This window comes from Nonomuraea harbinensis, from assembly GCF_019396385.1.
Classification (GTDB): Bacteria; Actinomycetota; Actinomycetes; order Streptosporangiales; family Streptosporangiaceae; genus Nonomuraea; species Nonomuraea ferruginea.
The window spans coordinates 71,960-92,370 of record NZ_JAHKRN010000029.1 but is presented as its reverse complement, the minus strand read 5'-3'; the positions used below and the strand labels follow the sequence as shown (position 1 = coordinate 92,370).

General features: G+C 71.8%; 22 protein-coding genes and 2 tRNA genes. 9 read left to right on the top strand and 15 right to left on the bottom strand.

Features of this window, described 5'->3' with window-relative positions; translation table 11 throughout:
- Positions 1 to 49: 49 nt before the first annotated feature.
- Genes KME79_RS27265 through KME79_RS27255 form a run of 3 tightly spaced genes read left to right on the top strand, consistent with a single transcriptional unit; the run spans position 50 to position 2,529 of the window.
- Positions 50 to 895 carry an SPFH domain-containing protein gene (locus KME79_RS27265; RefSeq protein WP_219546930.1) on the top strand — a complete coding sequence of 282 codons (846 nt, stop codon included), beginning with the start codon at positions 50 to 52 and terminating at the stop codon, positions 893 to 895.
- Positions 888 to 1,067: a type II toxin-antitoxin system antitoxin gene (locus tag KME79_RS27260; RefSeq protein ID WP_148036559.1), complete on the top strand. Its 180-nt coding sequence runs from the start codon at positions 888 to 890 to the stop codon at positions 1,065 to 1,067. Before KME79_RS27265 ends, KME79_RS27260 begins: the two co-directional genes overlap by 8 nt.
- A gap of 19 nt (positions 1,068 to 1,086) precedes the next feature.
- Positions 1,087 to 2,529, top strand: a complete 1,443-nt coding sequence (locus KME79_RS27255) for an amidase (RefSeq protein ID WP_219546929.1) — start codon at positions 1,087 to 1,089, stop codon at positions 2,527 to 2,529.
- On the opposite strand, the gene KME79_RS47125 is transcribed toward KME79_RS27255, so the two are convergent.
- The 4 genes from KME79_RS47125 to deoC form a co-directional block, all read right to left on the bottom strand.
- The gene (locus KME79_RS47125; RefSeq protein WP_219546928.1) at positions 2,482 to 3,840 is read right to left on the bottom strand and encodes an FG-GAP repeat domain-containing protein; all 1,359 of its coding nucleotides are present in this window, start codon (positions 3,838 to 3,840) and stop codon (positions 2,482 to 2,484) included. The genes KME79_RS27255 and KME79_RS47125 overlap by 48 nt on opposite strands.
- Before the next feature lie 19 nt (positions 3,841 to 3,859).
- Positions 3,860 to 4,705 (bottom strand): aldehyde dehydrogenase family protein, encoded by an 846-nt coding sequence (locus tag KME79_RS27245; RefSeq protein WP_219546927.1) that lies wholly within the window; start codon positions 4,703 to 4,705, stop codon positions 3,860 to 3,862.
- A 179-nt stretch (positions 4,706 to 4,884) separates the two neighbouring features.
- Positions 4,885 to 6,321: an aldehyde dehydrogenase family protein gene (locus KME79_RS27240; RefSeq protein WP_246640500.1), complete on the bottom strand. Its 1,437-nt coding sequence runs from the start codon at positions 6,319 to 6,321 to the stop codon at positions 4,885 to 4,887.
- Positions 6,321 to 7,250: a deoxyribose-phosphate aldolase gene (gene deoC / locus KME79_RS27235; RefSeq protein WP_148036554.1), complete on the bottom strand. Its 930-nt coding sequence runs from the start codon at positions 7,248 to 7,250 to the stop codon at positions 6,321 to 6,323. The genes KME79_RS27240 and deoC overlap by 1 nt, the downstream gene beginning before the upstream one ends.
- Positions 7,251 to 7,425: 175 nt before the next feature.
- Here deoC and KME79_RS27230 point away from each other — a divergent pair, with 175 nt between their 5' ends.
- The 4 genes from KME79_RS27230 to KME79_RS27215 all read left to right on the top strand — a co-directional run bounded on the left by KME79_RS27230 (position 7,426) and on the right by KME79_RS27215 (position 12,053).
- A complete protein-coding gene (locus tag KME79_RS27230) occupies positions 7,426 to 7,572 on the top strand; it encodes a hypothetical protein (protein WP_219546921.1) in 147 nt (48 codons plus the stop codon).
- Between the two features lie 101 nt (positions 7,573 to 7,673).
- Entirely contained in the window at positions 7,674 to 10,529 is a 2,856-nt protein-coding gene (locus tag KME79_RS46545) for a helix-turn-helix transcriptional regulator (protein ID WP_281429505.1), read from the top strand.
- A gap of 85 nt (positions 10,530 to 10,614) precedes the next feature.
- On the top strand, positions 10,615 to 11,478 hold the full coding sequence (locus KME79_RS27220) for a hypothetical protein (RefSeq protein ID WP_219546919.1): 864 nt from the start codon (positions 10,615 to 10,617) through the stop codon (positions 11,476 to 11,478).
- Positions 11,475 to 12,053, top strand: coding sequence for a hypothetical protein (locus KME79_RS27215; RefSeq protein ID WP_219546918.1), 579 nt, complete (start codon positions 11,475 to 11,477; stop codon positions 12,051 to 12,053). Before KME79_RS27220 ends, KME79_RS27215 begins: the two co-directional genes overlap by 4 nt.
- On the opposite strand, the gene KME79_RS27210 is transcribed toward KME79_RS27215, so the two are convergent.
- The 11 genes from KME79_RS27210 to KME79_RS27160 form a co-directional block, all read right to left on the bottom strand.
- Positions 12,050 to 12,616, bottom strand: coding sequence for a TMEM165/GDT1 family protein (locus tag KME79_RS27210; RefSeq protein WP_219546917.1), 567 nt, complete (start codon positions 12,614 to 12,616; stop codon positions 12,050 to 12,052). The two genes, KME79_RS27215 and KME79_RS27210, sit on opposite strands and share 4 nt — an antisense overlap.
- Before the next feature lie 239 nt (positions 12,617 to 12,855).
- Positions 12,856 to 13,887 carry a UDP-N-acetylmuramate dehydrogenase gene (locus tag KME79_RS27205; protein WP_148036549.1) on the bottom strand — a complete coding sequence of 344 codons (1,032 nt, stop codon included), beginning with the start codon at positions 13,885 to 13,887 and terminating at the stop codon, positions 12,856 to 12,858.
- 11 nt (positions 13,888 to 13,898) lie between these two features.
- Entirely contained in the window at positions 13,899 to 14,966 is a 1,068-nt protein-coding gene (locus KME79_RS27200; protein ID WP_219546916.1) for a hypothetical protein, read from the bottom strand.
- A gap of 30 nt (positions 14,967 to 14,996) precedes the next feature.
- Positions 14,997 to 15,425: a MaoC family dehydratase gene (locus tag KME79_RS27195; RefSeq protein ID WP_148036547.1), complete on the bottom strand. Its 429-nt coding sequence runs from the start codon at positions 15,423 to 15,425 to the stop codon at positions 14,997 to 14,999.
- Between the two features lies 1 nt (position 15,426).
- A complete protein-coding gene (locus KME79_RS27190; RefSeq protein ID WP_148036546.1) occupies positions 15,427 to 15,876 on the bottom strand; it encodes a MaoC family dehydratase N-terminal domain-containing protein in 450 nt (149 codons plus the stop codon).
- A gap of 180 nt (positions 15,877 to 16,056) precedes the next feature.
- Entirely contained in the window at positions 16,057 to 16,221 is a 165-nt protein-coding gene (rpmG, locus tag KME79_RS27185; RefSeq protein ID WP_019632658.1) for a 50S ribosomal protein L33, read from the bottom strand.
- A gap of 71 nt (positions 16,222 to 16,292) precedes the next feature.
- Positions 16,293 to 16,366, bottom strand: a tRNA-Met gene (locus KME79_RS27180).
- A 152-nt stretch (positions 16,367 to 16,518) separates the two neighbouring features.
- Positions 16,519 to 16,594, bottom strand: a tRNA-Thr gene (locus tag KME79_RS27175).
- 39 nt (positions 16,595 to 16,633) lie between these two features.
- The gene (locus tag KME79_RS27170; RefSeq protein WP_219546914.1) at positions 16,634 to 16,864 is read right to left on the bottom strand and encodes a transposase; all 231 of its coding nucleotides are present in this window, start codon (positions 16,862 to 16,864) and stop codon (positions 16,634 to 16,636) included.
- A gap of 60 nt (positions 16,865 to 16,924) precedes the next feature.
- Entirely contained in the window at positions 16,925 to 17,452 is a 528-nt protein-coding gene (locus tag KME79_RS27165; RefSeq protein WP_219546912.1) for a C40 family peptidase, read from the bottom strand.
- 43 nt (positions 17,453 to 17,495) lie between these two features.
- Positions 17,496 to 18,506, bottom strand: a complete 1,011-nt coding sequence (locus KME79_RS27160; protein WP_219546910.1) for a GH25 family lysozyme — start codon at positions 18,504 to 18,506, stop codon at positions 17,496 to 17,498.
- A gap of 232 nt (positions 18,507 to 18,738) precedes the next feature.
- Between KME79_RS27160 and KME79_RS27155 the strand changes: the two genes are divergently transcribed.
- Positions 18,739 to 19,683, top strand: coding sequence for an ATP-binding cassette domain-containing protein (locus KME79_RS27155; RefSeq protein ID WP_219546909.1), 945 nt, complete (start codon positions 18,739 to 18,741; stop codon positions 19,681 to 19,683).
- A complete protein-coding gene (locus KME79_RS27150; RefSeq protein ID WP_219546908.1) occupies positions 19,664 to 20,407 on the top strand; it encodes an ABC transporter permease in 744 nt (247 codons plus the stop codon). The genes KME79_RS27155 and KME79_RS27150 overlap by 20 nt, the downstream gene beginning before the upstream one ends.
- The last annotated feature ends 4 nt before the right edge of the window (positions 20,408 to 20,411 follow it).

Genomic DNA, 20,411 nt, shown 5'->3' with positions numbered 1-20,411 from the left:
AGCTTAGTGAGATAGCATAGTGATATCACTTAGATAGCAAGGAGACGCCATGGAACGACGTGCGTTCAGGATCAACGGGTTCGTGGTGCTGCTCGTCCTGCTGGTGCTGGGCGGCGCGGTGCTGTTCGGCCTGGGGTCGCCGGTGCTGCTGATCGTGCTCGGCTCGATCTGGGGCGTGCTGGTGCTGGTGACCGCCAGCGGCTTCACGATCGTCAACCCGAACGAGGCCAAGGTCGTGCAGTTCCTCGGCCGCTACGTCGGCTCGGTGTCCGACGCCGGGTTCCAGTGGGTGCTGCCGCTCACCACCAAGCGCAAGGTCACGCTGCGGGTGCGCAACTTCGAGACGGCCAAGCTGAAGGTGAACGACGCCGACGGCAGCCCGGTCGAGATCGCCGCGGTCGTGGTCTACAAGGTGGTCGACAGCGCCAAGGCCGTGTTCTCGGTCGACGACTACGAGGAGTACGTCGCGATCCAGTCGGAGGCGGCGGTCCGCCACCTGGCGACCACGCACCCCTACGACTCCCACGACCCCGCGCGCACCAGCCTGCGCGACGGCGCCGAGGTGGCCACCGAGCTGACCGCCGAGCTGCGCGACCGCACCGACCTGGCGGGGATCGAGATCCTGGAGGCCCGCATCACCCACCTCGCCTACGCCCCCGAGATCGCCCAGGCCATGCTGGTCCGCCAGCAGGCCGGCCAGGTGGTGGCGGCGCGCACGCGGATCGTCGAGGGCGCGGTCGGCATGGTCCAGCTCGCGCTCGACCGGCTCTCCTCGGAGGGCGTGGTCGACCTCGACGAGGAGCGGCGGGCGCAGATGGTGTCCAACCTCCTGGTCGTCCTGTGCGGCGACCGGGCGACCCAGCCGGTGGTGAACGCCGGCAGCTTGTATGCCTGAGCGGAAGAAGCTCCTGCTGCGCCTCGACCCGGCCGTCTACGACGCGATCGCGAAATGGGCGGCCGACGACCTCCGCAGCGTCAACGCGCAGATCGAGTACGCGTTGCGGCTCGCGCTCAAACAGGCGGGCAGGGAGCAGAAGCCGCGAAAAGAGCCTCGCGCAGAAGAGTAGAAACCTGCACACTCTATGCATGTCGTGGGCAGGCAGGTCCGCCACGGAGATCGCGGCGGCCGTACGTCAGGGCAAGGTAGCGGCCGCGGCGGTGGCCGAGGATCATCTGCGCGCCATCGCCGAGCGCGACCCGCGGGTGGGCGCGTTCCGCGCGGTGCGCGAGCGCGTTCTCAAGGAGGCGGAGGACGTCCAGGACCGGCGCGACCTGTCGGAGCTCCCGCTGGCCGGGGTCCCCGTCGCGGTCAAGGACAACCTGGAGGTCGCCGGCGAGCCGATGCGGGCCGGCTCGGCGGCCACGTCCGCCGAGCCGAAGACCGCCGACCACGAGACGGTCGCGCGGCTGCGGGCGGCGGGCGCGGTGGTGATCGGGCTGACGAACTTGCCCGAGCTGACGCTGGTGGGGTTCGGCGACAGCGTGTACGGCACCGTACGCAACCCGTGGGACACCGCGCGCACGGCGGGCGGGTCGTCGTCCGGCAGCGCCGCGGCCGTGGCGGCGGGCATGGTGCCGCTCGCGCTCGGCAACGACGGCATGGGCTCGCTGCGCATCCCGGCGGCGTGCTGCGGCGTGCCGGCGCTCAAGCCGGGCACCGGCCTGGTCCCGGCCCCGACGGACGACTGGCGGGGACTGTCGGAGAACGGGCCGATCGCCGCGAACATCCCCGACCTGGCGCTGATGCTGTCCGTGCTGGCCGCGGACCCGTCGCTGGCCGAGGCGTGGCGGTCCGGCCGCCGCACCGAGCCGAGCCGGCCGCCGCTCCGCTCGGTGTGGGCGGACGACGAGGCGGTGTGGGAGCCGCCGCCGCCGAAGAACGGGCCGGAGCCGTTCGACCTACGGGTGGCGTACGCGCCGCAGCCGTTACCGGTGGGGGCGCCGATGGACGGCGAGTTCCGGTCGGCGGTGCGCGGGGCCGCGGAGACGCTGCGGCAGGCCGGCCACACGGTGGTCGAGCGGACGAACCGGTTCCCCGCCTGGCTCGCCACCGCCACGATGGCCGCCTGGCTGGCCAGGGCCGCCGAGTCCGCCGCCCCGCACGACCCGCACGCGCTGGAGCGCCGCAGCCGCGCCCTGGCCAGGGCCGGGCGGGTGCTCAACCGCCTGGGCGCGAACGGCGACCGGGGCCGCGACCGGTGGCGCGGCTACGGCGCCGACCAGTGGTTCGGCGACGCCGACGTGCTCGTCACGCCCGCGCTGGCCGCGATCCCGCCGAAGGCCGAGCGGTGGGGCGAGCGCGGCTTCGTCCGCAACGCCCTGGTCAACGTCAGGTACGCGTCCGCGACCGGCGCGTGGAACATGTGCGGCTGGCCCGCGATGGCGGTGCCCGTCGCCACCCACTCCAGCGGGCTGCCGATCGCCGTGCAGCTCATCGCCCCGCCGGGCGGCGAACCCCACCTGCTCGGCCTCGCGGCCCAGCTACAGACCGCCCACCCGCCGATCCGGCCGCCGGGTTTCTCCAGCTGAGCGGCCGCCACCGGGCGGCACGCCGAAGCGGGACAGGACCTTCGTCCCGTCCGTCACGATGATCTTCACGCTGTCCTGACCGTGGGAGAGGACGAGTTCGTCGTCCCCGTCGCCGTCGAAGTCGCCCGCGGTCCGCGGCCAGGCCGGGCTCACGCCGTCGAGTGCGCCGCCGGGGCGCAGGCCGTCCGGGGCGCCGCGGAAGACCAGGACCGGCTGACGCGGGCCGTACTCGTGGCCGCCGCCGAAGGCGAGGTCGTCGCGGGCGTCGCCGTCGAAGTCGCCGGCGGCCATCGTGCCCGCGGTGCCGGTGAACGTCCAGGTGCGGCCGTTCCCGTAGTAGACGGTCACCGTGTGGTGGACGGAGGGCGGCTCGGTCTCGTAGCCGGGCTCGTTGTTGCGGCTCCCGTTGTCGCCCACGGCGACGTCCCTGGTGCCGTCGCCGTCGAAGTCGCCGAACGCGGCGGACGACCCGTCGTTGAGCTTGTGTCCCGCCTTGTCCAGGCCGCCGGGCCCGGCGCGGAGCAGCCAGGAGGCGGTCTGCTCGCCGTCGTCGGGCTCGTGCACGATCAGCCCTGTCGCGCGCTGGCCCTCGATCCTGTCGACGGTCAGCCGCCGGAACTCGTCGCCGGACGGCGACGCCTGGACGGTCTGGCGGGCCGGTGTCCCGTCACGGCGGAAGGGACCGTACAGGACGACCAGGTCGGAGTGGAACAAACTGCCTTCGGGCGTGCTCGGCATCGCCAGGTCGGCGGCGCCGTCGCCGTCGAAGTCACCGGCGACGGCGGCGTCGGCCACGACGTCCGTCTCCGCCCGCAGCCGAACCGGTTTCTTCCCCGGCGCGAGGCCGTGCGGCCCCCACAGGACACACGGGCGGCTCCCGTCCTCGCCCTCCCGCGCGGTGCCGAGGATGTCGCCGAAGCCGTCGCCGTCGAAGTCGGCCGCCCAGTTGGCCTGGTCGAGCCGCATGAAGCAGGACGTCTTCGACGTGGCGCCGGTCTGCCTTCCCGGGTCCAGACCGCGCGGCGAGCCGTGGACGACCGTGCGGAACGGCAGGCCGTCGCGGGTGCGGGCCTCGACGACCAGGTCGGCGCGGCCGTCGTCGTCGGCGTCGTCGGCGTGCCGGCCCCGCTTGCCGGCCCGGGGCTCGACGCTCGGGAGCGCGGTGGGGGTCGAGGCCGCCGAGGTGGAGGCCGCAGGAGTGGAGGGCACGGCGGCCGACGGGACCGGCGTGCGGGACGCGGGGCGGGGTTCGCCGCCGCATCCCGCGAGCAGGAGGCCCAGCGCCAGCCAGATCGTCATCCGTCTCGGCACGGCACCGACCCTAGCCCTCTCAGACCCCCATCGGGTGCCAGACCGTCTTGGTCTCCAGGAACGCGGTCATGCGTCCCAGGCCGGGGTCGCCGGACCAGTCGTCGCCGGCCGGGCCGAGCACCCGCTTGAGGTTCTCGGCCGCGTCCTGCTCGCACCGCAGCGCCAGGTCGGCGTCGGTCACCCCGGTCAGGTCGAGGGCGTTGACGTCCATGTGCGCGGCCAGCCAGGGGGCCAGCTCCGCCTGGTGGCCGGTGAGGATGTTGACCACCCCGCCCGGCAGGTCGGACGTGGCCAGGACCTCGGCCAGGGTGATCGCCGGGAGCGGGGTCCGCTCGGCGGCGACCACCACGCACGCGTTGCCGGTGACGATCACCGGGGCCACCACCGAGACCAGCCCGAGCAGCGGGTCGGCGGGCGCCACCACGGCGACCACCCCGGTGGGCTCGGGCGTGGACAGGTTGAAGTACGGACCCGCCACCGGGTTGGCGGTGCCGCGCACGGACGTGATCTTGTCGGACCAGCCCGCGTACCAGACCAGCCGGTCGATCGCCGCGTCCACCGACTCCAGCGCGGCCTTCTTGCCCAGGCCGAGCTCGTCGGCGAACTGGGCGCGGCGGCCCTCCAGCATCTCGGCGATCCGGTAGAGGATCTGGCCGCGGTTGTAGGCGGTCGCGCCGGACCAGCCGGGGAACGCCTTGCGGGCGGCCGACACCGCGTCGCGCGCGTCCTTGCGCGAGGCCCTGGACGCGTTGGCGAGGAAGTCACCCTTCGGCGAGGTCACGGGATAGGACCTCCCACTCTCCGAGCGCGGGAACGCCCCGCCGATGAACAGCTTGTAGGTCTTCCTGACGGCCAGCCTACTCATCGCCGCGCCCCCTCCACGTGATCTCCTGGGCTGTCTCGACCGGCACGAACACCTGGCCGCACCGGCTCACGCCGCAGCGATGGGCGTACCAGCCGGTGCGGACGGGACGGCCGGAACGGGCGAAGGCGTGGCCGCGGGTGGCCTGGGCGCGCGTCCGGCGCCGACGGCCGCGGCGGTGGTCACACGTCAAGGTAGGCCTCCAGACCGCGGAGCCCGCCCTCGCGCCCGTACCCCGACTCCTTGTAGCCGCCGAACGGCGAGGCCGGGTCGAACCGGTTGAAGGTGTTGGCCCACACCACGCCGGCCCTGAGCTTGTCGGCCATCCAGAGGATGCGCGAGCCCTTCTCCGTCCAGATGCCCGCCGACAGGCCGTACGGGGTGTTGTTGGCCTTCTCGACGGCCTCGGCGGGGGTGCGGAAGGTGAGGATCGACAGCACCGGGCCGAAGATCTCCTCCCGGGCGATCCGGTGGGACTGCGCCACCCCGGTGAACAGGGTGGGCGGGAACCAGTAGCCGCGCCCGGGCAGCTCGCAGGCGGGCGACCAGCGCTCGGCGCCCTCCGACTCGCCGGCCTCCGAGAGCTGCCGGATCTTGGCGAGCTGCTCGGCCGAGTTGATCGCGCCGATGTCGGTGTTCTTGTCGAGCGGATCGCCCAGCCGCAGCGTGGCCAGCCTGCGTTTGAGCGCCGCCAGCAGCTCCTCCTGGATCGACTCCTGCACCAGCAGCCGCGAGCCCGCGCAGCACACGTGGCCCTGGTTGAAGAAGATGCCGTTGACGATGCCCTCGACCGCCTGGTCGAGCGCGGCGTCCTCGAACACGATGTTGGCGGCCTTGCCGCCCAGCTCCAGCGTGAGCTTCTTGCCGGAGCCTGCGACCGTGCGGGCGATGAGGCGGCCGACGTCGGTGGAGCCGGTGAAGGCCACCTTGTTCACGTCGGGGTGCGCGACCACGGCCGCGCCGGTCTCGCCCGCGCCGGTGACGATGTTGACCACGCCCGGCGGCAGCTCGGCCTGCTGGCAGATCTCCGCGATCAGCAGCGCGGTCAGCGGCGTGGTCTCGGCGGGCTTGAGCACCACCGTGTTGCCGCACGCCAGCGCGGGCGCGATCTTCCAGGCGAGCATGAGCAGCGGGAAGTTCCACGGGATGACCTGGCCGGCCACGCCCAGCGGCCGCGGGTCGGGCCCGAACCCGGCGTGGGAGAGCTTGTCGGCCCACCCCGCGTAGTAGAAGAAGTGGGCGGCGACCAGCGGCACGTCGACGTCCCGCGACTCGCGGATCGGCTTGCCGTTGTCGAGCGACTCCAGCACGGCCAGCTCCCTGGCGCGCTCCTGGATGATGCGGGCGATCCTGAACAGATACTTGGCCCGCTCGCTGCCGGGCAGCCCGCTCCAGGCGTCGAACGCCTTGCGCGCGGCCTGGACGGCGCGGTCGACGTCGTCGGAGGACGCGGTGGCGACCTCGGCGAGCGTCTCCTCGGTGGCGGGGTTGACGGTCTTGAACGACGGTCCGGAGCCGTCGGTGAACTCGCCGCCGATGAACAGGCCGTAGGACGGCTTGATGTCGACGACGTCGCGTGACTCGGGCGCGGGGGCGTACTCGAACATCGACATCGCCATCAGTCCAGAGTGAAGTAGTCGGGGCCCGCGTAGCGGCCGGTGGCGAGCTTCTGACGCTGCATCAGCAGGTCGTTCAGCAGGGATGACGCGCCCAGGCGGAACCAGTCGGGGCTCAGCCAGTCGTCGCCCGCGGTCTCGTTGACCAGGACGAGGTTCTTGATCGCGTCCTTGGTGGTGCGGATGCCGCCGGCGGGCTTGACGCCGACCTGCCGCCCGGTGGCGTCGCGGAAGTCGCGCACCGCCTCCAGCATGATCAGCGTGACGGGGAGCGTCGCCGCAGGGGACACCTTGCCGGTGGACGTCTTGATGAAGTCGCCCCCGGCCAGCATCGCGAGCCAGGAGGCGCGGCGTACGTTGTCGTAGGTCGCCAGCTCGCCCGTCTCCAGGATCACCTTCAGGTGGGCGTCGCCGCAGGCGGCCTTCACCGCGGCGATCTCCTCGTACACCTTCAGGTGGTCGCCGGCGAGGAACGCGCCGCGGTCGATCACCATGTCGATCTCGTCGGCGCCGGCGGCGACGGCGAGCTTCGTCTCGCTCACCTTCACCTCCAGCGAGGAGCGGCCGCTGGGGAACGCGGTGGCCACCGAGGCCACCTTCACCCCCGAGCCGGCCAGCGCCCCGGCGGCGACGTGCACCAGGTCGGGGTAGACGCAGACGGCGGCCACCCGGGGCGCCCCCTCGCCGGGGTGTCGAGCCTTGGCGCAGAGCGCGCGCACCTTGCCCGGGGTGTCGGCGCCTTCGAGGGTGGTGAGGTCCACCATGGAGATCGCCAGGTCGATGGCCTGGGCCTTGGCCGTGGTCTTGATGGAACGGGTGCCGAGCATCGCCGCCCGCTGGTCAGCGCCGACCCGGTCGACGCCGGGCAGGCCGTGCAGGAATGCTCGCAGGGTGGCCCCGGAAGAGGCGACGTCCGCGAGCGAGGTCGTCACAATTGACACCCTCACAGCATCGCCGACCGGTGTCCCTACGTCCAAACCGGAGTTGAGGCGTGCCCTAGGTATACGCGGGGCGGCCGGAGATAAGGCATCCACCCGATGTGCGGGGGCGGGCCTTAGGACGAATCTTGAAGGTGTCGAGAAGAAGCGCCTTCAAGGAGTACGAGTGATGAGTCCCGAGATCGAGTACCAGCTGATGAAGAGCCACGCGAACGAGCTGCACGAGGCCGCGGCCCGCCACCGCCGGGTGCGCGAGGCCACGAAGGGGAACAAGGCCGAGCGCCGCTCGGTCTTCGGCAAGCGCCGTTCGTCATGACCATCGCACGAGAGCCCGGCCGCACCCTCCCTCGCGGCCGGGCCTCTCAACCCCCTTAATTGCGTCGATTGCATCGGATATGGCGTGACATGCTGGATGACATGCTTGGACGCTCGGTGAGCCCCGTTTTCGTCGGGCGGCAGGAGCAGCTGACCGCCCTGGCCGACGCCTTCGCCGAGGCCGGAGCGGGCAACGCCACGGCGGTGCTGCTCGGCGGCGAGGCCGGGGTCGGCAAGACCAGGCTCGTCCAGTGCTTCGCCGAGCAGGTGGCCCGCGACGGCGCGCGGGTGCTGGGCGGCGGCTGCGTGGAGCTGTCCACCGAGGGCCTGGCGTACGCGCCCTTCACCGCCGTGCTCAGGCAGCTCGTCCGGGAGCACGGCACCGGCGGGATCGCCGCCCTGCTTCCCGACGGCGCCGAACGCGACCTGGCGCGGCTGCTCCCCGAGTTCGGCGAGCCGAGCGGCGACGGCGAGACCGAGACCGGCCGGGCCAGACTGTTCGAGCAGATCCTCACGCTGCTGGAACGGCTCGCCGACGACACCCCCACCGTCCTGATCGTCGAGGACATCCACTGGGCCGACCGGTCCAGCCGCGACCTGATCGCCTTCCTCAGCCGCAACCTGCGGGTCCCGCAGGTGCTGCTGGTCATGACGTACCGCTCCGACGACCTGCACCGCCAGCATCCGCTCCGGCCCGTGCTGGCCGAGCTGGGCCGGGTCAACGGCGTGCTCAGGCTCGACCTGCCCCGGCTGTCGCGCGAGGAGGTCGCCCAGCAGATGGCCGGCATCCTCGGCAGCGCCCCCGACTACACCGACGTGGAGAAGGTCTACGAGCGCAGCGAGGGCATCCCGCTGTTCGTCGAGGCCATGCTGGAGAGCGGCGAGGACCTCGCGTTCCCCGAGTCGATGCAGGACCTGATACTCAACGCGGTCGAGCGGCTGCCCGAGGAGACCCAGCGGGTGCTGCGCGTCGCCGCCGCCGGCGGCACGCGCGTCGGCCACGCCCTGCTGTCGGCCGTGAGCGGCCTGTCCGAGCTGGAACTGGAGGCCGCGCTGCGGCCCGCCATCGCCGGCAACGTGCTGCAGATCTCCGACAACCGCGCCTACGTCTTCCGCCACTCGCTGATCCGCGAGGCCGTGCACGAGGAACTGCTGCCCGGCGAGCACCAGCGCCTGCACGCCCGCTACGCCGAGGAGATCTCCAAGAACCACCGGCTGGTCCCGCCCGGCCGCGCCCACGTCGAGCTGGCCCACCACTGGTACGGGGCGCGCGACGACGTGCACGCGCTGACGGCCGCCTGGAACGCCGCCAGGAAGTCGTTCAAGGCCTTCGCCTACACCGAGGCGGTGCCGCTGCTCGAACGCGTGCTCATGCTCTGGGACCGGGTGCCCGGCGCGGCGGAGCGGATCGGCGCCGACCACACCGCCGTGCTGGAGAAGGCGGCCGCCGCCGCGCAGGCGGGCGGCGAGGTGGACCGGGCCGTCAAGTTCGTCAAGGCCGCGCTGTCGGAGCTGGACGAGGCCCGCGAGCCGCACCGCGTGGCCGGGCTCATCGTCCGCTGGAGCAACCTGAAGATCGCCAAGGGCCAGATGGGCGTGGTGGACGACCTGCGCCACGCGCTCAAGCTGGTGCCGGAGCCGGGCGAGGCCAGGGCCGAGGTGCTGGTGCGGATGAGCCAGCACCTCATGCTGCGCGGCGAGGCCGCCGAGGGCGAGATGTACGTGGAGGAAGGGCTGCGGCTGGCCCGGGAGCTGGGCGACCGGTGCCTGGAGGCCGACCTGCTGCTCAACCTGGCGCTCGGCCACTCGATCGCGGGGAACATCGAGGCCACGATCGCCACCAACCAGCGGGCGCTCGACCTCGGCAGGCAGGAGAACTCCGGCCGCGTCATCACCCGGGCGATCGGCAACATGATCGACTCGCTGCCCGACACCGGCCGCTGGGAAGAGGCGCTGAGGCTCTCCGACGAGGGCTGGCGGGAGGCCAAGAGGTTCGGCAGGCTGCGCGCCAGCGGCCTGTTCGTGCTCAACAACAAGGCCGAGGCGCTGGAGAACATCGGCCGCTGGGACGAGGCCGTCGAGACGGTCGAGCGGGCGCTCAGCTTCGGGCCGTCCCTGCGCACCCGCCACCACCTTCTGCGGGTGCGCGCCGACATCGCGCTCGCGCGGGGCGAGGTGGAGCTGGTGGAGAACATCCTGTCGGAGATCGGCGTGCTCAAGGAGCGCCCGGAGGACTTCGTCCAGGACATCACCAACAGCGCCCGGCTGCACATCGGCTGGCACATGCTGCGAGGCGAGCCCGGCTACGCGCTGGCGGTGGCCGAGCGGATGCTGGCCAGGCCCGCGCAGTCCAGCAAGGCCATGCTCGGCTGGCGGCTGCTCGCCCTGCTGCGCACCGTCTGCGACGCGGCCGAGGACGTCGACCCCGACCGGGTCCGCGCGGTGCGCGAGCAGGCCGCCGACGTGGCCGCGCACCTGTCGGTGACGAGCCCGGTCGCCGAGGCCTACCGGCTGACGTACTCGGGCGACTTCGACGCCGCGGCCGCCGCGTGGGAACGGCTCAACCGGCCGCACAACCAGGCCAGGGCCCTGCTGCGGGCGGCCACCGTGGCGGCGCGGGCCGGCGACAGGGACGGCGCCGCGGCCCGGCTGGCGACGGCGCTCCCCCGGGCCACCGCGCTGGGCGCGGCCCCGCTCGTGGCCGAGATCGAGGCGCTCTCGCGCCGCGTCGGCGGCGCCCAGCGCCCGCAGGAGCCGTCGGAGCTGCTCACCCCGCGCGAGCTGGAGGTGCTCCGCCTGGTCGCGCTGGGCCGGACGAACCGGGACATCGCCAAGGAGCTGTTCATCTCCGCCAAGACGGTCAGCGTGCACGTCTCCAACATCCTGGCCAAGCTCTGCGTCACCACCCGGGGCGAGGCGGCCGCCGCCGCGCACCGACTTTCTCTGCTTTCACGGTAGTTGTAGCCACCTCGTTACCGTTAGTCAGCTTCGTATGTGGTTGGGTAGTCATCTGACTTGATCACGAGGTGAAGTGGAGCGAGGCTTGTCAAGGTTCGGCTGGTGTCACCCGGCGTTCGCGCCCGTGATGGGCACGATGGTCGCGATGCTGTGTCACGTCGCGGGACTCGTCGGCGCGCTGCTGGAGTCGGTGGGCGCCACCACGGTCCCGGCGGCGGCGGAGCTGGTGGTCACGCTCATCATCGCGGTGTTCCTGACCACCGTGCTCCGCATCGCCAGGGTCGTGCCGGACATCCGCCGGGAGAGCGCCGCGACCGCCCGCGCGGTCACCTCCGTGCAGGCGGTCCATCCGGGCGACGACACCCTCGTGGCGCGGCGGCTCAAGCTGTTCAGGGAGGCCGCCGAGGCGGGGAACGACGCCGAGGCGGTGCTCGGCGCCCGCTCCGCGCTCGACGAGAGCGAGATGGCCAACAAGCACCACCTCGACCACGCGCTGATCTGGGCGCTGCCGGTGTTCGGGTTCATCGGCACCGCGCTGACCATGGCCGCCATGGTCACCGCGTTCGGCGACGCGCTCGACCGCCAGGGCGACGCCGCCGCCCTGATGGCCGCGCTCAAGCAGCACGTGCTGCCCGAGCTGGCGTCCGCGTTCGGCGTCACCCTGATCGCGCTGTTCCTGAGCGTGCTCGCGTTCGGCGCGATGGCGCTCGCCGAGCGGGCCGAGCGGGCGAACGTGGCCGCCGCCGACGAGTTGTTCCTGCTCCACCTGGCTCGCCTGCCCGCCAAGCGGACCGCCCCCGCGCTGAACGGGCTGGCCCAGGAGCTGGCCCAGTCCAGGGGCAGGACGGAAGAGCTGATCAAGGGCCTGGACGCGCTGCGCACCGCCGTGGAAACGCTGGCCGAGTCCGGCGGCCGCCCGCAGCGCTACACGCTGGTGAGGGAGCAGTGAGGAGGCGGCCCGCCCGGTCCTTCGCGCCGCCCCTCGACCTGCGGTTCATCGACCTGTTCATGGCCATCGTGCTGGTGCTGGCGTTCATCGCGATCATGCTGACCGTGGTGGCCAGGATGCTTCCGTCGGACACCACCCCGCAGCCCCGCCAGCAGGTGGTCGCCGAGCTGAAGGAGCAGCGCGACGCCGCCGTGGCCGCGCAGCGCCTGGCCGAGGCCGAGCTGCGCGCCACGCGGGCGGCGATCGCCGAGCGGGCCACGTTCGCCCTGCCCTGGTGGCTGATCGGGTTCTGCGCCCTGCTCGGCGTGCTCGTGGTCTACCTGGAGTGGCGGATCCGGCTGTGGCGGCGGGGCGACCTGCCGCGCCTGCGCACCTGGCTGCTGGTCACCGCGGTGGTGGCCGTGGTCACCTGGGCGCTGCGCACGCGCAGCGACAGCGACGGCTACCTGCTGCTCGCCGAGATCCCCTGGTGGGCGGCCGAGGCGCTCTGCCTCGGCCTGCTGCTCGTCGCGTACGTGCTGATCTCCGACATCAGGGCCGGCCGCCGGACGCTCGGCGCGATGAGGTCACGCTAGAGGAAGGCGTCGGCCAGCATCACGACACCGAAGATCGCGAAGGCGGCGGCGGCGCCGTAGCGGACGGCCTTCTCCGGAAGGTTCCTGCCCAGCATGCGGCCCACCACGATGGCCAGCGCGTCGGCGGCCACCATGCCGACGGTGGAGCCGATCCAGGTGCCGACCCAGCCGTACTGGGTGGCCAGCGTGATCGTGGCGAGCATCGTCTTGTCGCCCAGCTCGCTGAGGAAGAACGCCACCGTCACCGCGATCAGCGCGCTGCGGGTGGCCCGCTGGGCCTTGCGCGACTCCTCCTCGGTCAGCTCGTCGCCGCGCAGCGTCCAGGCGGCGAAGCCGATGAAGGCCAGGCCCGCCACGATCGAGATGGCGGTGGTGGGCAGCGCGTCGCCGATGAGCCCGCCGATGGCCACGCTGCCCAGGTGGACGACGGTGGTGGCGACCGTGATGCCGGTCAGCACCACCCAGGCCTTGTAGCGGGTGGCGAAGGTCATGGCCATGAGCTGGCTCTTGTCGCCGAGCTCGGCGAGGAAGATCGCGCCCAGGCTGATCCAGAAAGCTTCCACGGTCCCTCTCTCGTGCGGCCGGACCGTGGGCATGGCACCCGGGGAGAATTTCGGGCACGGCTTCGGCCCGGCAGCGATTCGTACACGACTGCCAGGCCGAAGGTCTCGTCCGCCCGTGAGGCCCGCGCGACCGGGCGCGCGCACGCGCGCGCCAGTATGTCGATCTACGCGATTGGGACTACTCCCCTTCGGTGTTTCGACTTACCTTAACAGCGGCCCGCGCGCGGGCATTCCCCGGGTCAAATCTCGCAGCCGACCAGCACCGGCTCGTTGACCAGCGTGACGCCGAACTTCTCGCGCACCCCGTCGCGCACCTCCCTGGCCAGGGCCAGCAGGTCGCCGGTGGTGCCGGCGCCGTCCGGGTTGGTCAGCGCGAGCGTGTGCTTGGTGGAGATGCGCACCGGGCCGCGGGCGTAGCCCTTGGGGAAGCCCGCCTGCTCGATCAGCCACGCCGCCGGCACCTTGACCAGGCCGCCGGGCAGCTCCCAGCTCGGATGGCCGGGCGCGCGGGCGGCCAGCTCCGCCGCCTGCTCCGCGGTCAGGACCGGGTTGGTGAAGAACGAACCGGCGCTGCGGGTGTCGGGGTCGCCGGGGTCGAGCACCATGCCCTTGCCGCGGCGCAGCTCCAGCACCGCCTCGCGGGCGCGGGCCAGCGGCACGCGGGCGCCGGGCTCGACGCCCAGCCGGGTGGCCAGCTCCTGGTAGGCGACCGGCCCGGACATGTCGGTGAGCTCCAGCGCGTACGTCACCGACAGCACGACGTAGCGCGACAGGTCGCGCTTGAACATGCTGGTGCGGTAGGCGAACCCGCACTGGCGGGCCTCCAGATCCTCGACCTGCTGGGTGCGGCGGTCGTAGGCGCGCACGCACCGGACGGTCTGCGCGATCTCCTGGCCGTAGGCGCCGACGTTCTGGATCGGGGTGGAGCCCACCAGGCCGGGGATGCCGGCCATGCACTCGACGCCGGACCAGCCCTCCGCGACCGTGCGGGCCACCAGCGGGTCCCAGTCTTCGCCCGCCTCGACCGTCACGAGCACCTGCTCGCCGTCGCGGGACACCCGCACGCCCTTGGTCTCCACCCGGACGACGAGCCCGTCGAAGCCCGCGTCGGACACCACGAGGTTGCTGCCGCCGCCGAGGACCAGCGTCGGCCGCGCGGCGCGGTCGGCCTCGGCCACCAGGGAGACCAGTCGCTCGGCCGTGTCGGCTTGGACGAAGTCGAGGGCGGGACCGCCCAACCCCAGCGTGGTGTACGGCGCGAGCATCTCCATAGGGGTCTAGCTTAGGAGGGTTCCAGCATCCTGAGCACCCGGCCGTGGTTACGGTGTGACTCCTCCAGCCGGTAGTCGTCGGCCACGGCGTGCACGCGCTCCTGCCGTACGGGAAGGCGCGTGCGGGGCACCACCAGCTCGCCGCGCAGGCGCAGAGACAGCTCCAGGTCGGCGTCGGCTCCGTAGCGGGCCTGTTCGGGCAGGGCCGCTACGGCGGCCGAGCGGCGCACCGCCATCAGGTCACCGGTCAGCGCGGGCACCTTGCCCGGCCCGGCCTCCAGCCACTCGGCTCCGCTGTCCGGCCTCTCGGCGCCCGGCGGCTTGCGGCCCTTCCACCCGGCGGCCACCGCGCCTTCCTGCACGGCGGCGATCAGCGGCGTGAGGGCGTCGCCCACCAGGACCACCGAGGTGTCCATGAACACGTGCACCTCGGCGGTGTCCAGCTGGAGCAGCTTGGCCCTGGCCGCGCCCCAGGTCGCGGTGCCGCCGAGCCAGTGCGGCGTCTCGGCGACGTGCCACACCCGCACCCGGTCAGGCTCGCGCCCGGCCAGCACGTCCAGCACGTCGCCGGCGCCTTCCACGTTGCCCAGGTCGAGCGCCAGCACCGTGCAGCCGGTGTACGCCAGCACCGACTCCACGCAGGCGCGCACGTCACCCGGCCAGCCGTCCACCAGGAGACCGACCGAGGCCGTCACGTCCTTGGTCTCCACCCGCTGCCGCTCGGCGTTGACGCCCAGGTCGTCCATCCGGTTGGTGGCCAGCGTGCCGTCCCACACCCGCTGCGCGTGCAGCATGTCGTCGCCCGGGTCGCCGTGCTGGCCGGGGTCGCCGGAGAAGCCGAACTCGGCCGCGGGGTTGCCGCGGGCGCCTTCGCGGCGGCGGCCCTTGGTGCCGGCCGTGCCCACGCCCGTGGCGCGTGCGGGCGTGGGCACGGCGGCGCCGCCGGCGGTGTCGCGGCCGGTGCCGCTCGCGCCGGCGATCTCGTCGGTCCTGGCGGGTCTCAGGTGGGCGGGCGGCCGGTCGTCCGTGACGGCCGAGACCGGGATCGACTCCACAGTTGGCCATGCTTTCTCACTCATGACCGTCACGCGTACCCGAGAATCGGCCGCCTAGGCGAGCCGCACCACGGCCCTCGCCTTGGACAGCACCCGGGCGTCCCCCGATCGGGCGGTCAGCGCCACGACGACCTTGCCGTCGTCGAGCTTCTCCTCCACGACGCCGCTCACCGTGATCGTCGCGCCCTCGTCGTCGTCGGGCACGACCACCATCGACGAGAACCGCACCCCGAAGTCGACGACCGCGCCCGGGTCGCCGGCCCAGTCGGTGACGAACCGGCCCGCCTGCGCCATCGTGTACATGCCGTGCGCGATGACGTCGGGCAGGCCCACCATCTTGGCGAACCGCTCGTTCCAGTGGATCTGGTTGAAGTCGCCGGACGCCCCCGCGTACATGACCAGGTTGACCCGGCGCACGCGGTAGTCGACCGGCGGGATCTCCTGGCCCACCTCGACCTCGTCGTACTTCACCGTCGCCGTCATGTCAGGCCGCCCCTCCGCGCTCGACGATCGTGTTGTACGTGGTGCAGACCGGCTCGCCGGAGACCGTCGTGACGTCGCTCCTGACCGTCAGCAGCTCGTTGCGCCCGGCGGTGCGGATGTCGGTGATGGTGGCGGTGGTGACCAGCTCGTCGCCCGCGTAGACCGGGCGGAGATACTCGAAACGCTGCTCACCGTGGACGACCATGGCGAAGTTGAGCCCCAGGTCGGGGTCGGCGAGCGCCTCGCCGCCGCCCCGCAGGCTGAAGACGATCGGGAAGGTGGGCGGGGCCACCACGTCGGGGTGGCCGGCGGCCCTGGCGGCCTCCCTGTCGTGGTAGATCGGGTTGTCGTCGCCGATCGCCGCCGCGAACTCTCGGATCTTCACCCGGCTGACTTCGTATGGGGTGCTGGATGGGTAACTGCGCCCCACGAAGTCACGGTTCAAGGCCATCGATGCTCCCTCGCATGTCTCACCGGACGCGCTGTTGAGCAGAAGGTAACAGAACAAGGTTCGGCTGTCGCTGCCGATGGCCTGCTTTTTGCCGCCCTCCCGGACATGACAAACCGGCGCCCGGAGGGGACGCCGGTTGTGCGCTCTATGGAGGCCGGGAGTGACCGCCCCTGACGAGAACTAGCGGGTCTCGCGGTGCGCGCGGTGGCAGCGGCAGTTGGGGCAGTACTTCTTCAGCTCAAGCCGATCCGGGTCGTTGCGCCGGTTCTTCCGCGTGATGTAGTTGCGGTGCTTGCACTCCTGGCAGGCCAGCGTGATCTTCGGCCTAACGTCGGTGGCAGCCACTTGGGAGTGCCTTTCTACGTTCGGGACATGGACATGCCCGGACCCAGGCCGGGTGACCTGGGTGAGGGCAGTAGCGGAGGCCGGACTTGAACCGGCGACACAACGATTATGAGCCGTTTGCTCTGCCTGACTGAGCTACTCCGCCTTTGAAGCCGGAAACGACCCGGCCCCGTAGAGGATACCCGACCCCGCGAGCGTCTACGTCACTCGCCTGGTCAGGCGGGGTGATGCAAGTATGCCAAAAGCACCCCCGGCGACACAAAGCAAAAACCCCACCGTGGTGGGGTCTGTCGCGGGTGGAGCCCCCAAACGGAATCGAACCGTTGACCTTCTCCTTACCATGGAGACGCTCTGCCGACTGAGCTATAGGGGCCTGTCCGGCGCTGCGGACAGGTGTAACCATACACGGCACTCAACGATGATGCGAACTCGTTCGGGCCGTCTCCCGCCCGGTTTTCCGGGGCCGCGTGGGCAGCGCGATGACCTCGCAGAGATCGGCCAGATCGACGTGGCGCGCGACCTCGGAGACCGACGCGCACTCGGCGACGAGCCGGCCGTTGCGGCGCACCCTCAGCACCTGACGCCCGGCCCGCATGCCGAGCACGATCTCGTACCCGTCGCTCCCGACCCATCGCCTGTCCATAGCGGCACACATTAGCCTTCGGGTCTCTCAATTTCCCGCGAGGCGACAGGCGTAACGGGATCAGTAGCGGTAGAACCCGAGGAATCCGGGCACCTTCGCGATGTCGTCCACCCGGACGATCGCGCCGGTCTCGGGGGCGTTCATCATCCGCCCGAGGCCCAGATAGATGCCGACGTGCCGGGTCCTGAGCCGTTTCTTCCTGCGTTCGCCGAAGAAGACGAGGTCACCCGGCACCGGCGACCGGACCTGGCGCATCCGCCGTACGTGGTCGTCGGTGTTGCCCGGCCCGAGCACGTCCGCGCCGTGCGCGAGCGCGTACACCCAGCGCGTGAGCCCGGAGCAGTCCAGCCCTCGCGTCCGGGTGGCGGGGCAGGGCTTGATCCGGCCCGTGTAGCCGGCGCAGGTGCCCGTGGAGGGGCCGGGGCGTTCGGCGTGGCCGCCGCCCCAGGAGTAGACGATGCCGTGGCGCTCGATCTCGTACGCGACCGCGACGATCCGGGGTAAGACGTAGTGCTTGATCGGGGCGGAGGCGGTGACGACGAGCAGGACGAGCGCCATGGCGAGCAGAGCTCCGCGCCTCCCCGACACCCGTGCCTCCCTCGTGATGCCGGTTCAATCCTGCCTTATGGGGCTATCTGGCGCTTAGCTTGACCGCCACGGTTCCGACGGTGAACCGGATGCCGACCGTGCCCTTCTTCTTGCGGGGCTTGGTGGTGAAGGCGAACGTCCTCTTCTGGCCGCGCCGGAGCTCGTCGATCGAGCAGCGGATCGCGGTGCCGCTGAACGTGCAGCCGGTGGGCGCCTTGACCACCCGCTGCCCGCCGAACGTCCGCCCGGAGACCTTGACGTCCGTGACCGGATGCGGCCCGGTGTTGGCCACGGTCAGCCGGTAGGTCGTGCGGCTGACCGTCTTGCCGGAGATGGTCACCTCGGCCGGCGGGTTGGCCATCGCGGCCAGTTCGGACTCGGAGCCGTTGAACGCGTTCTGCCCGCCGGGCAGCGGGCCCTTGTCGGCCGACTGCCAGAACGTGTGCTTCTGCCATGCCTTGGGCAGCTCGCCCGGGTCGGCGCCCCACCGGGCGATCCACAGCGGGCTGGACTTGGCCGCGGTGCTGTCGCCCGTGCAGGTCCGCCACCAGCTCGTGGTGGTGTAGACGATCGCCTGACGCCCGGTCCTGGCCCGGTAGGTCCTGGTGAAGTCCTTGATCCAGGCGACCATGTCCTTGGCCGACAGGCCGTAGCAGGCGTTCTTGCCGTTCCTGTCCTGGTACGGGTTGTCTTCGAGGTCGAGCACGCCGGGCAGCGTCCGCCCGTCGGTGAGCCAGTTGCCGCCGTTGCGCACGAAGTGCTCGGCCTGCGCGGCCCCGCCCGACTCGTGCGGCTGCGCGAAGTGGTAGGCGCCGCGGACCAGCCCGGCCGCCGCCGCGCCGTCGAACTGCGCGGTGAAGCGCGGGTTGACGTAGTCGCCGCCCTCGGTGGCGTGCACGAAGGCGAACTTGGCGCCGCCCGACGCCGCCGCCGACCAGTCGACCTCGCCGGTCCAGTTGCTGACGTCCACCCCCGCGACCCCGTCCGCCGCCTGGGCGCTCTGCGCGCCCAGACCGACTGCCGCCACCACCGCGATGAGCACCAGACGCTTCACATGGGTGATAGTCGCAAAAAATCTTTACATGTACGGAGAAATCGCACTTCAGAGGCCGAAAAGTTATCCGTCATCGCCATCCGAACCACGTGGCGTTTCCGCAGGTCAGAGCCGTATATGAACGTGATGTTCACGTTTGCCAGGACCGCTTTCCCGGGCTGACACTTGAGCCGCTCCCATCCGACACCCCCCACCACCAGGGGTTTCTTCGCCATGCCCGGAGGAAGGCACCATGATCCACACCCGGGGTCTGACCCGCGTGTTCTCCCTGAAGAAGAAACAGACCGTCGAGGCCGTACGCGGCATCGACCTGGACGTCGAGCCCGGACAGCTCGTCGCGTTCCTCGGCCCGAACGGCGCGGGCAAGTCCACCACGCTGCGGATGCTCACCACGCTGCTGCCGCCGACGTCCGGCACCGCCACCGTCGCCGGCCGCGACGTGGCGCGCGACCCCGCCGGGGTGCGCGCCAGGATCGGCTACGTCGGCCAGCGGAACAGCGCCGGAGAGAACTTCCGCGTCGGCGACGAGCTCGTCACCCAGGGCCGCTGCTACGGCCTGACCAGCGCCGAGGCCCGCCGCCGGGCCGGCGAGATGCTGGAACTGCTCGACCTGGGGCCGCTGGCCGCGCGCAAGCCCGGCACGCTCTCCGGCGGCCAGCGCCGCCGCCTCGACATCGCCCTCGGCCTCGTCCACCGCCCCGGCCTGCTGTTCCTGGACGAGCCCTCGACCGGGCTCGACCCGAAGAGCCGCGCCGAGATCTGGTCACACATCCTGCGCCTGCGCGAGACGTACGGGACCACGCTCTTCCTCACCACCCACTACCTCGAAGAGGCCGACAGCATGGCCGAGCGGGTGATCATCATCGACGACGGCCGGATCATCGCCGTCGGCACGGCCGAGCAGCTCAAGAACGACCTGGCCGGCGACCGCGTCACGCTCACCACGCACACCGCCCAGGACGCCGGGCGGGCCGCCGCGCTCCTCGGCGGCGCCGCCGAGGGCGTCACCGTGCGGCTGCGCGCGGCCTCCGCGACCGCCGCCCTGCCCGAGCACCTGCGCACGCTGGAGGCGGCGGGCGTCAAGGTCGCCACCGCCGAGACCGTCCGCCCGACCCTCGACGACGTGTTCCTCACCCTGACCGGGAGAAGCCTCAGCGATGACGACCTTCCTGCGTGACACCGTGACCGTGTTCCGCCGCGAGTTCACTCCCGCGTGGCGGGAGCCGGTGGGGCTGATGTTCGAGATGGGGCAGCCGCTGCTGTTCCTGTTCCTGTTCGGGGCCCTGCTGGACGGCGCCGTCGGGGCGTCCTGGCAGTGGTTCGTGCCGGGCATCCTGGTGATGATGTGCCTGACCGGGCCGATGGCGGCCGGCTACTACGTGCTGATGGAGCTGGTCGGCGGCTCGATGGAGCGGATGATGGTGACGCCGCTGAACCGGACCGCGATGCTGGTCGGCAGGACGATGAAGGAGATGGCCGTGCTGTTCGCCCAGGCCGTCCTGATCATCGTGCTGGCGCTGCCGCTCGGGTTCGAGCTGCATTGGACGGGGGTGGTCGCCGGGCTGGCGCTGCTGATCGTGTTCGGGGTGGGGCTGGGCGCGCTCTCGTTCGTCCTGGCCGTCAAGTCGGCGCCCGACGGCACCCTGTTCTACACGGTCACGCAGGTGCTGCTGTTCCCGATGCTGCTGCTGTCGGGGGTGCTGCTGCCGCTCGACTCCGGTCCGGACTGGCTGCGGGTGGCCGGCGGGCTCAACCCGATCACCTACATCGTCGACGCCGAGCGCGCGCTCTTCTCCGGCCAGGTGCTCGGCCTGCCGGTCCTGTACGGGGCCGCGACGGCGGTGGCGGTGGCCGCGCTCGGCCTGTTCCTGGGCAACCGGACCCTGCGCCGGGGCGTCTGACCGG

Bases quoted from the DNA above. Each gene is read 5' to 3' on its own strand.
- KME79_RS27230 (WP_219546921.1), top strand. From the start codon at position 7,426: ATGAGTCCCGAGATCGAGTACCAGCTGATGAAGAGCCACGCGAACGAG.
- KME79_RS27200 (WP_219546916.1), bottom strand. From the start codon at position 14,966: ATGAGTGAGAAAGCATGGCCAACTGTGGAGTCGATCCCGGTCTCGGCC.
- KME79_RS27245 (WP_219546927.1), bottom strand. From the start codon at position 4,705: ATGAGTAGGCTGGCCGTCAGGAAGACCTACAAGCTGTTCATCGGCGGG.
- KME79_RS27205 (WP_148036549.1), bottom strand. From the start codon at position 13,887: ATGGAGATGCTCGCGCCGTACACCACGCTGGGGTTGGGCGGTCCCGCC.
- KME79_RS27265 (WP_219546930.1), top strand. From the start codon at position 50: ATGGAACGACGTGCGTTCAGGATCAACGGGTTCGTGGTGCTGCTCGTC.
- KME79_RS27195 (WP_148036547.1), bottom strand. From the start codon at position 15,425: ATGACGGCGACGGTGAAGTACGACGAGGTCGAGGTGGGCCAGGAGATC.
- KME79_RS27170 (WP_219546914.1), bottom strand. From the start codon at position 16,864: ATGGACAGGCGATGGGTCGGGAGCGACGGGTACGAGATCGTGCTCGGC.
- KME79_RS27150 (WP_219546908.1), top strand. From the start codon at position 19,664: ATGACGACCTTCCTGCGTGACACCGTGACCGTGTTCCGCCGCGAGTTC.
- KME79_RS27155 (WP_219546909.1), top strand. From the start codon at position 18,739: ATGATCCACACCCGGGGTCTGACCCGCGTGTTCTCCCTGAAGAAGAAA.
- KME79_RS27240 (WP_246640500.1), bottom strand. From the start codon at position 6,321: ATGGCGATGTCGATGTTCGAGTACGCCCCCGCGCCCGAGTCACGCGAC.
- KME79_RS27260 (WP_148036559.1), top strand. From the start codon at position 888: ATGCCTGAGCGGAAGAAGCTCCTGCTGCGCCTCGACCCGGCCGTCTAC.
- KME79_RS27190 (WP_148036546.1), bottom strand. From the start codon at position 15,876: ATGGCCTTGAACCGTGACTTCGTGGGGCGCAGTTACCCATCCAGCACC.
- KME79_RS46545 (WP_281429505.1), top strand. From the start codon at position 7,674: ATGCTTGGACGCTCGGTGAGCCCCGTTTTCGTCGGGCGGCAGGAGCAG.
- KME79_RS27255 (WP_219546929.1), top strand. From the start codon at position 1,087: ATGTCGTGGGCAGGCAGGTCCGCCACGGAGATCGCGGCGGCCGTACGT.